Genomic DNA, 14,738 nt, shown 5'->3' with positions numbered 1-14,738 from the left:
CCTTTCTGTGGGAGAGGAGGTTAGCTGGCCGGGGTCATCTCGGAGATGCGCAGCTCGTCACCGCTGGACGAGTTGGGCGTGTAGGAGACGGACTTGGCCTTGCCCAGGATGCCGGTCTGGTGCGAGATGTGCGCGAACTGGACCACCTTGTCGTTCTGGTAGGCGAAGACCTCCTCGAAGGCCTTCTGCCGGGCATCGCCGGAGGCAGCGTCCGCCTTCCGGATCATGGCGTCGAATTCCGGGGTTCCGAAGTAGCTCTGGGCTCCGGTGGAGAGCATGTACTGGTCCACCGTGAAGGCGGCGTCACCGGCCTGGTTGCCGTGCTGGGTCATCAGGGCAACGGCGCCTTCATCCTCGGCAAACGGGCGGACCTGGTAGGTCAGGTGCTGGCTGGTTTCGAGCATCTTCAGCTTCACGTTCAGGCCTGCCTGGCTGAGCTGTTCCTGCAGTACCTGGGCCAGTTCGGTGATTTTGGGGAACTGGGCGCTGCGGACCACCAGGGAAATCTGCTTGGAGGTGTCAACGCCCTCGGCTTTGGCTTCTGCCACCAGAGACTTTGCCTTCTCGAGGTCGAACGGCCAGCCCTTCAGCCCGGAGTTGTGGCCCACGATGCCTTCGGGGACCAGCTGCGCAGCCACCTGGTGCTTGCCTTGGTAGAGCGAGTTGACGATCCCTTCCTTGTCGATGGCGTAGTTGACCGCCTGGCGGATCCGGATGTCATTGAGCGGTGCTTCGTTAGCGTCCATGCGCAGCGCCACTGTTTCGTTGTTGGGGTAGTCAACGCCGAGGTCGCCGATGTTGTCATCCGGGCTCAGTCCCATGGCAATGTCCGCTTCACCGCTGGTGATCATGGCGGCACGCACAGAGCTTTCGGAGCGCCACTGGTACTCCGCCTTGGAGTAGGCAGGCTTGTCGCCCCAGTAACCGTCCCAGCTGCTGAGCGAGATCTTCTGGCCGGCGTCCCACGACTCGATCTTGTAAGGGCCGGTGCCGATGGGTTCGCGGACCTTCTCGGTGGTGCTGGTGGACATCGGCACCACTTCGAGGAAGGAGAGCCGCAGCGGCAGGATGGGGTCCGGCTCCGGCGTTGTCACGGTCAGGGTGGTGGCATCGACGGCCTTGACGTCAAGGTCGGCGTCTCCGAAGACATAGCCCTCAACGTTGCAGCCAAGTTTGGAGTTCACCGCCCGGTCGATGGTGAAGGCTGCCGCCTCGGCGTTGAAGGGTGTTCCGTCCTGGAAGTTGACTCCCTCCCGGAGCTTCAGGGTCCATTCCCTGTCGCTGGTGGCCTTCCACTCGGTGGCGAGCTTGGGTTCGAGTTCACCGCTTTGCGGATTGCGTTCGATCAGGGGCTCGGTCACGTTCGAGCGAACCACAACGCCGGTGGAAGTCAGGTTGGACTCACAGGCCTCGAGTGTGGGCGGTTCCTGGCCCAGCACTACGCGCACAGTGTCCGCCGCGCTGCCTCCGGCGCTGTCCGAATTGGCCACGCTGCAGGCGCTGAGGCCAAACACTGCGACGGCCGCGAGGGCCGGCCACCTCAGCGCGGTGGCCTGGAAGGGAAGCTTTGAAGAAGACGTCATTGGGATCCTCCGGTTGGAAAACTTGGTGCGCAGTGCCCCGGCACCGTCAGACGCATCGGCGAAAGGATGCTTGGCGGGGCCGCGCTCGACTCAAGCTAATTGAGCTGATGGGGGCCCACAAGGGATTTGGCTCAGGCCCCCGGTGCCGTTGCGTGGCCGATTGGTGCTTTTGGCAGTTGTGATCCGTACCACTGACACGCGGGATCCGCGCCATTCCGCCGGACCCGGCCCATCAATACAGTTCGGGCATGGATCCATGCCATTTACATGTTGGACCTGTATGGGTCCGAAACCTAGTGTGCTGGATATGAAGAACATCGCTGTCCTCCAGGTAGGGCCCCTCATGCCAGTCGTCCAGGAAACGATCACCGGCGACTACGGCGCAGTCCGGCTGCCCGACGCTCCGGCTGAACGGGCGGATTTCCTCCGCCAGCACGGCGGCACCTTCGACGTCGCGGTGACCTCCGGAAAGATTGGGGTGGGGACGGACCTGATGCGCGCCCTGCCCAACCTGCGCGCAGTCATCAATTTCGGCGTCGGCTATGACACCACGGACGTGGCACAGGCGTTCGAGCGCGGCATCATCGTCAGCAACACCCCGGATGTCCTGAATGACTGCGTTGCTGACACCGCCATTGCCCTGTACGTGGATGTCCTGCGCGGAATCAGTGCCGCGGACCGGTTCGTCCGGCGCGGTGACTGGCTCAACAAGGGCAACTTCCCGCTGGCCACCAAAGCCAGCGGCCGCAAAGTGGGCATCCTTGGCCTGGGCCGGATCGGCAAAGTGATCGCCCGGCGCCTGGAAGGCTTCGACTGCGAGATCAGTTATCACAGCCGGAACCCGGTAGCCGGCGTCGATTACCGGTACGCGGCCTCACCGCGTGAACTCGCCGCAGGGTGCGAGGTACTCATCGTGGCCGCGGCCGGCGGCCCGGGATCGACAGGCCTGGTGGACGCGGGCGTCATTGAAGCGCTGGGACCCCGCGGCTACCTCATTAACATTGCCCGCGGATCGGTAGTGGACCAGGACGCCCTGGTGGACGCACTGCTGTCCGGCAGGCTGGGCGGAGCGGGCCTGGACGTCTTCGTTGACGAGCCCAAAGTCCCCCAGGACCTGCTGGACCTGGACAACGTGGTCCTCCTGCCGCACCTGGGAAGCGGCACTAACGAAACCCGGGCAGCGATGGCGGACCTGACCCTGGCCAACCTGCGCTCCTATGCCGAGACCGGTTCCGCGGTATCCCCGGTGCACCCGTAGCGGCGCCATGCGTCCGCCTCCCCCCCCGTTGCCCTATCAGATCGGACCCTTAAAACCCGGGTTTGGCAACCAAATCTGATAGGGCAACAGGTGGGCACGGCTTAAAACAAGAAGAGCCCCGATCCTCAGATCGGGGCTCTTCTCAATTGCGTGCGCGAGGGGGGATTTGAACCCCCACGCCCTTTCGGACACTGGCACCTGAAGCCAGCGCGTCTGCCGTTCCGCCACTCGCGCGCAACTTCTTCCACGCCACTGCGGACGGTTTCCCGATTCGCAGTCTTGTAAAAGCAGCGAGATCAAGCATAACGGACACATGCCGCAAAACACCAATTGACCGCTGGGGGCCCTCCGGACCCGGCCGCAGAACGCCAATCATCGGAGCCCGGCCACCCGCCCTCAGGGCCTTTCCGCCACGGACCTGAGGCACCGGGGGCCGAACTTTTGAAGGCGGCGGGCCGTTGTGGATTAAGGTCATTCGCAGGCCGTCCCAGTAGTATCGGATGTAGGAGTGGCTGCCGTGCGCAGCCATACCAGCGAGTGTCTACTGAACGCCGGGTGAAGTTCCGGACTGCGAACTGCCCCTCAGCCGGAGGGAAAGGAGGAGAACCATGGGTCTGCTGGACAAAGTGGAACGCGGCATCGAAAAGGCCGTACGTGGCGTCTTCTCCACCGGCTCAAAGGCGCAGGTCGAACCCGTAGAAATCGCCAGCAGGCTGCGCCGGGAAGTGGACCACAAGGCCCTCACCGTCGCGGCCGGACGCACCCTCGCCCCGAATGTCTTCGATGTCCAACTCAGCGACGACGACTTCAAGCGGGCCCAGGAATGGGGAACCCCGCTGGCCGAGGAACTCTGTGACGTCGTCATCAACCACGTCCGCAGCCAGGGCTACACGCTGCAGGGGTCTGTCCGCATTTCCTTCCGGCGTGATTCCGAGCTCCGGGCCGGGGACTTCGAGATCGCTTCCTCCACCGAAAAGTCCAAGGGCAACGGCAGCGCCCAGCCGTCGCGCCCCGCAGTGCCAGCCGCTCCCAGCCGCCAGCCCGTCAGGCTGCAGCCGGTCCTGGACATCGACGGCCAGCGCTACTCACTGAACGCCCCCTCCATCGTGCTGGGCCGATCCTCCGAGGCCGATATCCACGTGGAGGACACCGGAGTTTCCCGCCGGCACCTGGAGATCCGCACTTCCAACGGTGCCACCAGCGCCGTGGACCTGGGCTCCACGAACGGAAGCTACGTCAACGGGCAGCGGGTTTCGGGCAGCATTGAACTTACTGACGGCTCCACCATCACGATGGGACGGACAAAGATCATCTTCCGCCTGCTTCCTGCCAACCCTGGTGGCCACGCATGAGCGACCTGACCATCACCGCGCTGCGGTTCGGCTTCCTGCTGCTCCTGTGGGTGCTCATCTTCAGCATTGTCTCCGCCATGCGCCGGGACCTGATGGTGGGCCGCAAGGCCGCCTCCGGAGCCCCCACCGCCCGTGAGGTCCGCAAGAACCCGGATCTCGCCGAAGCTCCGCCGCAGCCGGTGAAGCAGCAGGCCAGGCAACTCGTGGTGGTGGAGGGCCCCCTGAAGGGAACCACGCTTCCGCTGGCCGCCAGCCCGGTCCTGCTGGGCCGCGCCCAGGAAGCCACCCTTGTACTCGAGGACGACTACGCCTCAGGCCGCCATGCGCGGCTGTTTCCGCAGGGCAGCCGCTGGTTCATCGAAGACCTTGGATCCACCAACGGCACGTACCTTGCGGACCAGCAACTTACCCGTGCCCTGCCCGTTGAGCCAGGCGTACCTGTGAGAATCGGCAAGACGGTCATCGAATTGAGGCCGTAGCTGTGGCCGTTCCCGAAAACCCCGCAACCGGGCCCCAGCCCGCGCCGCGGCCCCTCATCATGCGCTACGCGGCCCGGTCCGACGTCGGCCGGATCCGCTCCAAGAACGACGACTCCGCCTATGCGGGCCGGCACCTGGCCGTCGTAGCGGACGGCATGGGCGGTCATGCCGGCGGCGACGTCGCCTCTGCTGCCACAGTCCTGGACATGATCCACCTGGACCGCGCGGACTATGAGGGCGACGCCGGCACCATCCTCGCCGACGAGATCCAGACAGCAAATTCCCTGCTGTCCGAGCTGGTCCATATCAATCCCAAACTCGCCGGGATGGGCACCACCGTGACAGCGCTGCTGCTCGCTGAAGGCCAGCTGCACTTCGCCCACATCGGCGATTCACGCGCCTACCGCCTCCGGGACGGCGAATTCGAACAGGTCAGCGTGGACCACACGTTCGTCCAGCGGCTGATCGATGAAGGCCGGCTCAAGCCTGAAGAAGCGGAAACGCATCCGCACAAGAACGTGCTCATGCGCGTGCTCGGTGACGTGGATGCCAGCCCCGAGCTGGACCTGGACACGTTGGAGGCCCGGCCGGGTGACCGCTGGCTCCTCTGCTCCGATGGGCTTAACTACGTTGCCGGCCACGCCGTGGAGCGGACCGTCAAGGAAACCCCAAACCTCCGCGAATGCGTGGAAACCCTGGTGGACCTAACCCTGGAGGCCGGCTCCCCGGACAACGTCACGGTCATCATGCTCGAGATCGCGGAAGAAACGCCCGACGACGTCAGCACGGCCGCCGTCGACGTCATTCCCGCGGCCCGGGCAACCGAGTCCGCTGACGCGCCGGCCGCGTCAGCCGCACCGGCTGCGGCAACCGCGGAAGCCTCCGATGCAGACGCAAAGGATGCCCGGGACCCGGGAGCCAAGTCCCAGCCGGCTGATGCCAAGACGGTTGGCGGCAGCGAACCCGACACCGGACCCTCGGAAGACAAGACACCGGACCCGGGATCCACCGACCCCCACCTCGGGGAGCACCTGTCCGCTGAAGTCCTGCGCGAAGAACTGTCCTCGCGCCCCCATGAACTGGTGGGCGCCGCCGCAACCGCCGCCGAGTCCGGTTCCATCCCCACCATCGCCGGACGTACCGTGGCCCGCAGGGCCGCCACAGTTCTGACGCATAAGGCTGAACCAGCCGCTAATGACGACGATGAAACGCTGGTGCCGCTGAAGCCGCGCCGCTGGATTACCTGGTCCGTGGCGGCAGCTGTTGTGGTTGTCCTGGGTATTGGACTGTGGCTTGGCTATGCCTGGACCCAGACCCGCTACTACGTGGGCGAGTCCGATTCCCGGGTTGCCATCTTCAACGGGGTTTCCCAGCGGCTTGGCCCCATCCAGCTCTCCAGCCTGGAAACCGTGACGGATATCCGGATGGATTCGCTCCCCCAATTTTCCCAGCAGCGGGTCCGCCAGACCGTCCCCGCCAGCGACCTCTACGACGCACAGCGGATCGTGAAGAACCTCGAACTTACCGGCACCACTTCACCCGAAGAGGAGTGCCCTGCACCTACGGCATCGCCGTCGCCAACCCCTGTTCCCACCACGCCCGCTCCGTCAGCTACGGCGTCAGCGGCCCCACCGTCCGCAGCCCCGGCATCCGGCAGCCCCACTCCATCGCCGAGCCCCACCGTCAACTGCGAGGGAGCCAAGTGAGCCAGCTCAGCACCACCCTGAAGCCGCGCCGCAATGTTGAACTTGCGTTGCTGGTCCTCGCCCTTGCCGTGGGCATCGGCGCCAACATGATGGTTGGTGTGGACAAGGAAAAGGCCTTCGACTCCGATTTCTGGTTCCAATCGAGCCTGCTCGCGGTAGCGGCCCTGGCATTCCACGGCGTGCTGCGCTTCCGCGCAAAGTATGCCGATCCGGTTATGCTTCCCCTGGTGGTTGCGCTGAACGGACTCGGCCTGGCCATGATCCACCGCCTGGATCCGCCGGGCGCGGACACCGGCAACAACCAGCTCCGCTGGACGCTGATCGCCATGGCAGTGGCCATCGCCGTCATCTGGTTCCTGAAGGACCACCGCATCCTTCGCCGTTTCACGTTCATTTCGCTGGCCGCCAGCGCCCTGCTGCTGGTCCTGCCGCTCGTTCCCGGCATCAGTGCCGGGGAAATCCTGGGCGCCCGGGTGTGGATCCGGCTCGGCCCCATGACGTTCCAGCCGGGCGAGGTCGCCAAGATCACCCTGGCCATATTCTTCGCGGGGTATCTTTCCTCGAACCGGGACCTGATCCTGCTGGCCGGCCGCAAGATCGGCCCCCTGCAGTTCCCCCGATTCAAGGACATGGGACCGATGATCGCCGCGTGGCTGGTCAGCATCGGCGTGCTCATCTTCCAGCGGGACCTCGGTTCCTCGGTCCTGTTCTTCGGCCTGTTCATCGTCATGATCTACGTGGCCACCAGCCGGATCAGCTGGGTAGTCATCGGCCTGGCCCTGATCTTAGGCGGTGGCTTCGTTGCCTCCCGGGTGTTCTCCCACGTGGAGCAGCGCATCAACGGCTGGATCAACGCCTTCACTCCCGAGGTCTACGAGAACGGCAGCCGGCAGGTGATCCAGGGCCTCTTCGGCATGGCCAACGGCGGCCTGGTGGGTACCGGACTGGGCCAGGGCCGGCCGGACCTCGTTCCCTTCGCCAACAGCGACATGATCATCGCGTCCCTCGGCGAGGAACTGGGACTGATCGGTATCTTCGCCATCGTCCTCATGTACCTGCTGCTGGTGACCCGTGGCTTCCGGGCGGCGCTTGGCACCCGGGACGCGTTCGGCAAGCTCCTTGCCTGCGGCCTGTCGTTTGCCGTGGCCCTCCAGTGCTTCGTGGTGATCGGCGGCGTTACCCGCCTGATTCCACTGACCGGCCTCACCACGCCGTTCCTGGCGGCCGGCGGATCCTCCCTCCTGGCCAACTGGATCATCGTGGGGCTGCTGCTGCTGATTTCGCACACAGCCCGCGGCCCGGTGGACACCACTCCGCTGCCGCCGTCCAAGGGCGCAGACACGACAGGCATTGATACTCCAACCGAGGCGGTGAAGCAGGCATGAACCAGGCCATACGACACTCATGGATAGCGGCGGTCGCCATGTTCGCCCTGCTCTTCGGCGCGCTCAGCTTCGTGCAGGTGGTGGGCGCCGATGAACTGAAGGCCAACCCCCTGAACCAGCGAGCCATCCTGCAGAACTACTGCAGCGACCGCGGCGCCATCATCGTGGGCGGAACCCCGGTGGCCGAGTCCGTGGAAACGGGCTCGGAAACCTGCAAGTTCCAGCGCACCTACCCGCAGCCGGAACTGTATGCCGGCATGACGGGGTACTTCTCGCAGAACTACGGCGCCACCGGACTGGAGCGGGCCATGGGTGAAGTCCTCACCGGTGACTCCGACCAGCTCTTCCTGGACCGGGTAGGCCAGCTCTTCCTCGGAAACCAGCCCAAGGGCGCTTCCGTTGAACTGACCATCGATCCCCAGCTCCAGCAGCTCGCCTACAGCCTGATTCCTGATGGCCAGCGCGGATCCATCGTGGTCACTAACCCCAAAACGGGTGCCATCCTGGCCATGGCATCGAAGCCGTCCTACGATCCCAACAAGGTGGCCGTCCAGGATCCCGAGGCGGAAAGCGCCAACATCAACGAGTTCCTGAAGGTGCCCGGCATCAACTTGAACCAGAATGTCAGCGGCCCCACGGGTGAGCTGTTGGCCCCGGGCTCGGTGTACAAACTGGTCGACACGGCGGCGGCCCTTGCCTCCGGGAAGTACAACGCGGACAGTGTCCTGCCCAACCCGGCCGAAATGCCCTTCGACGGTATCTCCTACCGGCTTCCCAACTATGCCGGCGGCAACTGCTACACCAGGGACACCGCCAGTTTCGCGTTTGCCCTGCAGCAGTCCTGCAACACCCCCTTCGCGAGCATCGCCTTGGACCTGGGGCGTGACGCCATCGCTTCCCAGGCACAGAAGTTTGGCTTCGGTGAGGACCTGGGAGACCAGCTCAAGATCGGCTACGCCCGCGGCGACGGCTTCCCGAATGAACTGGACGCACCGGGCCTCGCCCAGTCGGCAATCGGCCAGAAGGATGTCCGCGCCACCCCGCTGCAGATCAACATGATGACGTCCGCGATAGCCAACGACGGCGTGCAGATGCGGCCAAGCCTCATCAAGACCCTCCGCTCCCCGGACCTGCGGGTCATCGACGAGCCGCAGCCCGAGCAGCTCCGGACCTCCACTACGCCGGAGATCGCCAACCAGATCACCGATTGGATGGTCAGTGCGGTCAGCGAAGGAATTGCGAACCGCGCAGGCGTCCCGGGCGTCCAGGTGGCGGGAAAGACCGGAACCGCGGAGCTGGGCAACGGCACCAACAACTCCTGGTTCACCGGCTTCGCCCCCGCAAACAACCCGCAGGTGAGCGTCACCATCGCCATGGAGGGCGTGGACATCACCACCGGAGCACAGCTGACCAGTCCTAACGCGAAGAAAATTTTTGAGGCGGTGTTGAATAAGTGAGGCCTACAACCGGAATCACCCTCGGCGGCAGATTCCAGCTGACCACGCGGATCGCGATCGGCGGCATGGGCGAAGTCTGGAAAGCAAAGGACCTCGTCCTCGGCCGCATCGTCGCGATCAAGGTGCTGAAAGAGGAATACACCGGAGACCCCGGCTTCCTGCAGCGGTTCCGCGCTGAGGCCCGCCACACCGCACTCCTGAACCACGTGGGGATCGCCAACGTCTTCGACTACGGCGAGGAGGAAGGCTCCGCCTACCTGGTCATGGAGCTGGTGCCCGGCCAGCCCCTCAGCAGCATCATCGAGCATGAACATGTGCTGTCGCCGGACCGCACCCTGTCCATCATGGCCCAGACCGCGCGGGCGCTCTCTGTTGCGCACGCCCAGGGCCTGGTGCACCGCGACATCAAGCCCGGCAACCTCCTCATCACGCCGGACGGACGCGTGAAGGTCACGGACTTCGGCATCGCCCGCCTGGCCGACCAGGTGCCGCTCACCCAGACCGGCCAGGTCATGGGCACCGCCCAGTACCTTGCGCCGGAACAGGCCACCGGACAGACCGCCACGGGATCCTCGGACATCTACTCCCTCGGGGTCATCGGGTACGAGTGCCTGACCGGCCACCGTCCGTTCTCCGGCGAATCCCAGATCGCGATCGCCCTCGCCCAGGTCAATGACGCACCGCCGCCCCTGCCGGAGACGCTGCCCACACCGGTCCGCGCGCTCCTGATGTCCATGCTGGCCAAGGACCCCAAGAACCGGCCGGCAAACGCCATCAAGCTCGCCGAGGCGGCTGAAGCCATCCGCAACGGGGACGTCGGCGCGGCCCGCGCCGCAGTACCCGGCATGCTGCTCTTCGACGCACCGGACACCGGCCCCATCACCGCACCCGTGGATACGGCCACCGCACCCACCGGCGTGATCGGTGCGCAGCGGGATTCCTCACCCACAGCGACCTCCGCGCTTCCGGTAGTGGGGGCCGCCGCAGCCGGAGCCGCTGCCGGTGCTGCCGGTGCCGCCGCAGCGAACGCCGCCGATGGCGACGCCGCGGACGGCAACGCGCCCCAGGGACCGCTGGCCCGCGCCAACGCGCTGGCCGCCGAGCGTAACTGGGACCAGGAAGAGACCGCGTACGACGACGAGCCAGCCGATGAGCCGCAGCGCAAGGGCCGCAGCCCGTGGACGTGGCCCCTAATCGCCTTGATCCTGCTCGTCCTGTTCGCCCTGGTGGGCTTCCTGCTTAACAACATGGGCGTGTTCTCGCCGTCCAACAGCCCCACGTCGGTTGCCACCTCAAGCAGCCCGAAGACCACCAGTGCCACACCCACCAGGACATCGCAGGCACCCACCCCGACGCCGACGCGTGATACGCCCACCCCGACGCCGACGCCCACCCAGGAAACCGTGAACGTGATCCCGGACGCGTACCTGGGCAAGGACTACCGCCAGGTCCAGTCCGAGCTTTCCAACCTTGGCCTGGCTGTGACGGTGGAGCCGCAGCAAACCAGCGAGGCCTCACCGGGACAGGTCGTAGGCCTCAACCCCACGGGACCGCTGCCGGTGGGATCGTCAATCACCGTGACCTATGCCGTGGCGCCGCCTGCCCCCACCTCCCAGGCACCCACGTCGGAGGCGCCCACCGCGACGGCCCCCACCACCGCACAGTCAGCGCCCTCCCCGCAGTTGCCCCTGCCCACCTGTTCCACCGGCCAGGAGCCGGGCACCCCGCCCACCTGCGCACGGTAAACGGACCTGAACGTGAACGAGTCATCGCGCGCACCGCTCCACCGGGAGGACAATGTCCCGGTGGACAACAAGCGTGTCCTGAGCGGCCGCTATGAGCTCGGCGGCCTCATTGGACGCGGTGGCATGGCGGACGTATACAGCGGCACGGACACCAGGCTGGGGCGGACGGTTGCCATCAAGATCCTGCGGCCCGATATGGCCCGGGATCCACAGTTCCAGGCCCGCTTCAAGCGTGAGGCGCAGTCCGTCGCCGCCCTGAACCATTCGTCCATCGTGGCCATCTACGACACCGGTGAACAGCAGGTCCACGACGGTTCAGAGGAATCCGTCCGGCTGCCGTACATCGTGATGGAGTTCGTGGACGGCAAGACGCTGCGGGACCTGATCCGGGCCAAGGACGTCAGCATCGGGCAGGCAATCGACTACACGCTGGGTGTTCTCGGTGCCCTCGAATACAGCCACCGGGCCGGCATCGTGCACCGGGACATCAAGCCTGCCAACGTCATGTACTGCAAGGCAACAAATTCCATCAAGGTGATGGATTTCGGGATCGCCCGCGCCATGGCAGACTCCTCGGCCACCATGACCCAGACGCAGGCCGTGGTGGGCACAGCCCAGTACCTTTCGCCGGAACAGGCCCGGGGCGAGACTGTTGACGCCCGCAGCGACCTGTACTCGGCTGCCTGCCTGCTCTACGAAATGCTGACCTCGAGGCCGCCGTTCATTGGTGACAGCCCCGTTTCCGTGGCCTACCAGCACGTCCGCGAAATCCCGGCGCCGCCCAGCAGCATTAACCCCGAGGTCTCAGCGGCGCTCGACACCGTCATGGCCAAGGCGCTGCAAAAGAACCGTGACGACCGGTTCCAGGATGCAGCAGCCTTCCAGCGCGCGCTCCGGGCAGCCCGGTCCGGCGTTGCCGTGCCCGCCGTGCCGGCCTCCGAAGCCCCCACGGACCCCAACGACCATGTGCCCACACCGGACAGCCCACCAACCGAGGCCTTCGCTGCCGCCGCGGGCGCCGGTTTCCTGGACGACGCCCCCACCGGCCGCCTCGCCGTCACGGGCTCGGACGACGGCGGCACCCGGGTACCGCTGAGCGTTGCGGACGAGCCCGGCGAACCTGAGCCCCTGCCGCTTGGCCTCTCCCCGGAACGCGAGCCTTCCCCGCGGCAGAAATCCCGGCGTCGGGCGTGGATAGCAACCCTGGTGATCTTCACCGTGCTCATCCTTGCCGGCGGCGGCCTGTGGGTTTACAGCGTGGTGAACCGGCCTGCGCCGCCACCGCCGAAGGTGGACATACCGGTGGTGGCCTCCATGACAGAGTCGGCAGCCCTGCAAGAGCTGTACAACGCCAACCTGAAGCCGAAGATTACGCGTTCACAGAACGACGCCGTACCCAAGGGCATCGCGATCGGCACCGACCCGGTGTCCGGCCAGAAGCTCGATCCCGGCGCAGAGGTGATCCTGAACATTTCCGAGGGTCCCAGCGCCGTGAAGATCCCGGAGACCATCCCGGGCTCCACGGAGGCCGCGGCTCGTGACGTCCTGCGCCAGGTGGGGTTGGTGGGTGCGCCGTCAACCACCACGGCCAACAGTGCAACCGTGCCCGCCGGCATCGTCATCACCACCAGTCCCGCACCGGGGCAGAGCGTAGGGGTGGGTACCACCGTTGAACTGGTGGTTTCCACCGGCAAGGTGGCGGTTCCCGAGCTCCGGGGCCGCACCCGCGAGGAGGCGGAAGCAGCGCTCAAGGACCTGGGCCTGGTGCCGAACGTCGTCGAAGCGGAAAACGGCCAGGTTGAGGCGGGCCGGGTGACGGACCAGAGCGACGCCGTCAATGCCGCAGTGGAGCAGGGAAAGACCATCACCATAGTGGTGGCCAAGGCACCGCCGCCGCCTCCCACCGCCACTCCGTCCCCCACACCCACACCCACCTCAACCAAGGGCGGCAGGGACCGGGGCTAGCCGGAACCCCGGCGGGATGATCCGGACCATCGGTTCATCCCGTGGATCGGGCGGCTCAGTGCTGGATCAGCGGGCTCAGCTTGGCTGCCCGCGCGGCCGCGCCGGCCATTCCCAGCGATTCGAGCCAGTTGCCGAGCATCTGGTAGCCGCCTTCGGTCAGGACCGATTCGGGGTGGAACTGCACACCGCACAGCGGGGCCGTGCGGTGCTGCAGCCCCATGACCACGCCGGACGCCGTCTGTGCCGTGACTTCCAGGACGTCCGGGATGGACTCACGGACGGCAGCCAGGGAGTGGTAGCGCGTGGCGGTGATGGGGGAGGGGAGGCCGGCAAACACGCTGGTTCCGATGTGTTCCACCTGCGAGGTCTTGCCGTGCATGAGCTCGGGGGCGTGAGTCACAGTCCCACCGAAGGCCTCTGCCAGCGCTTGGTGGCCCAGGCACACGCCGAACATGGGGACGCTGTTTTCACCGCACCACTTGATCAGTTCAATGCAGATGCCCGCCTCGGCAGGGTTGCCGGGGCCCGGTGACACCAGGACGCCGTCGCGGGTGCCGGCAAGTTCGATCGCTTCGGCGAGGGTGACGTCGTCGTTGCGGACCACCGTGGTCTCGGCGCCGAGCTCCTGGAGGTAGCCCACCAGGGTGTAGACGAAGCTGTCGTAGTTATCCACCACGAGGATCTTGGTTGTGGTCATGGCTGGCTTGCTGCACCAATCGTTGAGTCAGTGAATTGGGTGTACTCGGACATCCAGGGAAACAGGAACTGGACCATCAATACCAGTGCGGCCGCCAACAGCACCACTGATGTGACGATCCGCAGCCAGAGCGGCCCCGGGAGGTTGCGGAAAATCCAGCCGTACATGCTCAGCCCTTCCCGATCGCTGCGGCCACCTGCGCGGCAATTTCGGCGGGCGGTCCGGCCGAGCCGGGGCGCCAACTGTCCATCAGGGCGTACGCGATGATGCGTTCCTCCGCACCGAACCGCGGGTTGCAGCTGGTCATGGTGAGGAACCTTTCCGTGGGGGCCACGCCCTGGAGGGTGGGCACCGGGGCCAGGACGTCGGTGCGCGAGGGCATTACGATCTGGTTGTTCCGGAAAATGTAGGTGTAGTAGCCGTCCTTGGTCTGGACGTAGATCTTGTCTCCCGGCACCAGGGTGTGGATGTTGTCCAGCACCGCCCCGTGGGTCTGCCGGTGGCCGGCAACGGCGAAGTTTCCTAAGGCCCCTGGCATGGCAGTCGAGTCGTAGTGGCCCAGGCCAAGGGTGTCCAGGACGTCCTGGCTGGTTCCCTGCACGATGGGCCGGGTGTAATTGGGGCCGAACCTGGGGATGTACATGATGCCGATGGTTCCGGCGTGGCCGGGGGCAGCACCCACCACGGGTTCACCGAAATCCTCGCCTTCAGCGGGCGGGGCCGTGGGCGCCGGAGCCGGCGCAGCGCCGAGGTCCTGGGCGAATTCCTTGATGACTTCGCTTTGCTTGGCGTCGGATTCAACGTTGGTCCACCACAGCTGCCATGCCACGAACAGTAAGAGGATCACGCCGGCGGTGATGAGCAGCTCGCCGGCCACCTGTACAACACCGCGAAGGATAACGACGCCGGCAGTGGGCGGGGCGGCGGGCCTCGCCTTCTCCTGCAATACCACGCGCTCTCCTCGGGGGCGGTTCCGCTGGGCACCGGCGGCCCCGGAACTCCGGCTAGAATTGGGTGCTAGTAAGAATTGACCAAGATCGAGCAGACCGCTGGCAATTTCCTTCTTGCAGGATATCAAGCCCGGGACGCCGCGCTTGACAGCCGCCAAGGA

The 14,738-nt window shown here is 65.8% G+C and carries 12 protein-coding genes and 1 tRNA gene; 8 read left to right on the top strand and 5 right to left on the bottom strand.

Annotated elements, in window-relative coordinates:
* Nucleotides 1–20 precede the first annotated feature (20 nt).
* Nucleotides 21–1,583, bottom strand: coding sequence for an ABC transporter substrate-binding protein (locus AC1DBN_RS09945; RefSeq protein WP_091716977.1), 1,563 nt, complete (start codon nt 1,581–1,583; stop codon nt 21–23).
* A gap of 307 nt (nt 1,584–1,890) precedes the next feature.
* On the opposite strand from AC1DBN_RS09945, the gene AC1DBN_RS09940 reads away from it, so the two are divergent.
* Complete coding sequence (locus AC1DBN_RS09940) at nt 1,891–2,841, top strand: 2-hydroxyacid dehydrogenase (protein ID WP_091723736.1); 951 nt, start codon at nt 1,891–1,893, stop codon at nt 2,839–2,841.
* Nucleotides 2,842–2,992: 151 nt separating this feature from the next.
* Here the strand turns inward: AC1DBN_RS09940 and AC1DBN_RS09935 are convergent.
* Nucleotides 2,993–3,075, bottom strand: a tRNA-Leu gene (locus AC1DBN_RS09935).
* Between the two features lie 374 nt (nt 3,076–3,449).
* On the opposite strand from AC1DBN_RS09935, the gene AC1DBN_RS09930 reads away from it, so the two are divergent.
* The 7 genes from AC1DBN_RS09930 to pknB are packed head-to-tail and all read left to right on the top strand — an operon-like array spanning nt 3,450 to nt 12,930.
* Nucleotides 3,450–4,193 (top strand): FhaA domain-containing protein, encoded by a 744-nt coding sequence (locus tag AC1DBN_RS09930; protein WP_091716975.1) that lies wholly within the window; start codon nt 3,450–3,452, stop codon nt 4,191–4,193.
* On the top strand, nt 4,190–4,672 hold the full coding sequence (locus AC1DBN_RS09925) for an FHA domain-containing protein FhaB/FipA (protein WP_045731270.1): 483 nt from the start codon (nt 4,190–4,192) through the stop codon (nt 4,670–4,672). The genes AC1DBN_RS09930 and AC1DBN_RS09925 overlap by 4 nt, the downstream gene beginning before the upstream one ends.
* A gap of 2 nt (nt 4,673–4,674) precedes the next feature.
* The gene (locus tag AC1DBN_RS09920) at nt 4,675–6,378 is read left to right on the top strand and encodes a PP2C family protein-serine/threonine phosphatase (RefSeq protein ID WP_091716973.1); all 1,704 of its coding nucleotides are present in this window, start codon (nt 4,675–4,677) and stop codon (nt 6,376–6,378) included.
* Nucleotides 6,375–7,763, top strand: coding sequence for an FtsW/RodA/SpoVE family cell cycle protein (locus AC1DBN_RS09915; RefSeq protein ID WP_091716972.1), 1,389 nt, complete (start codon nt 6,375–6,377; stop codon nt 7,761–7,763). Before AC1DBN_RS09920 ends, AC1DBN_RS09915 begins: the two co-directional genes overlap by 4 nt.
* A complete protein-coding gene (locus AC1DBN_RS09910; protein WP_091716970.1) occupies nt 7,760–9,220 on the top strand; it encodes a peptidoglycan D,D-transpeptidase FtsI family protein in 1,461 nt (486 codons plus the stop codon). The genes AC1DBN_RS09915 and AC1DBN_RS09910 overlap by 4 nt, the downstream gene beginning before the upstream one ends.
* Nucleotides 9,217–10,965, top strand: coding sequence for a protein kinase domain-containing protein (locus AC1DBN_RS09905; RefSeq protein ID WP_314212611.1), 1,749 nt, complete (start codon nt 9,217–9,219; stop codon nt 10,963–10,965). Before AC1DBN_RS09910 ends, AC1DBN_RS09905 begins: the two co-directional genes overlap by 4 nt.
* A gap of 12 nt (nt 10,966–10,977) precedes the next feature.
* Nucleotides 10,978–12,930 (top strand): Stk1 family PASTA domain-containing Ser/Thr kinase, encoded by a 1,953-nt coding sequence (gene pknB / locus AC1DBN_RS09900; protein WP_477723093.1) that lies wholly within the window; start codon nt 10,978–10,980, stop codon nt 12,928–12,930.
* Between the two features lie 55 nt (nt 12,931–12,985).
* Here the strand turns inward: pknB and AC1DBN_RS09895 are convergent, their stop codons facing one another.
* Genes AC1DBN_RS09895 through AC1DBN_RS09885 form a run of 3 tightly spaced genes read right to left on the bottom strand, consistent with a single transcriptional unit; the run spans nt 12,986 to nt 14,579 of the window.
* The gene (locus tag AC1DBN_RS09895) at nt 12,986–13,627 is read right to left on the bottom strand and encodes an aminodeoxychorismate/anthranilate synthase component II (RefSeq protein WP_012630758.1); all 642 of its coding nucleotides are present in this window, start codon (nt 13,625–13,627) and stop codon (nt 12,986–12,988) included.
* Complete coding sequence (locus AC1DBN_RS09890; RefSeq protein WP_172829890.1) at nt 13,624–13,794, bottom strand: hypothetical protein; 171 nt, start codon at nt 13,792–13,794, stop codon at nt 13,624–13,626. The genes AC1DBN_RS09895 and AC1DBN_RS09890 overlap by 4 nt, the downstream gene beginning before the upstream one ends.
* 2 nt (nt 13,795–13,796) lie before the next feature.
* Nucleotides 13,797–14,579 (bottom strand): class E sortase, encoded by a 783-nt coding sequence (locus AC1DBN_RS09885; RefSeq protein WP_091716964.1) that lies wholly within the window; start codon nt 14,577–14,579, stop codon nt 13,797–13,799.
* Between the last annotated feature and the right edge of the window lie 159 nt (nt 14,580–14,738).

The organism is Pseudarthrobacter sp. 10T415, from assembly GCF_056394175.1.
The sequence above is the reverse complement of the archived record's forward strand: the minus strand, read 5'-3'. Positions and strand labels throughout refer to the sequence as shown.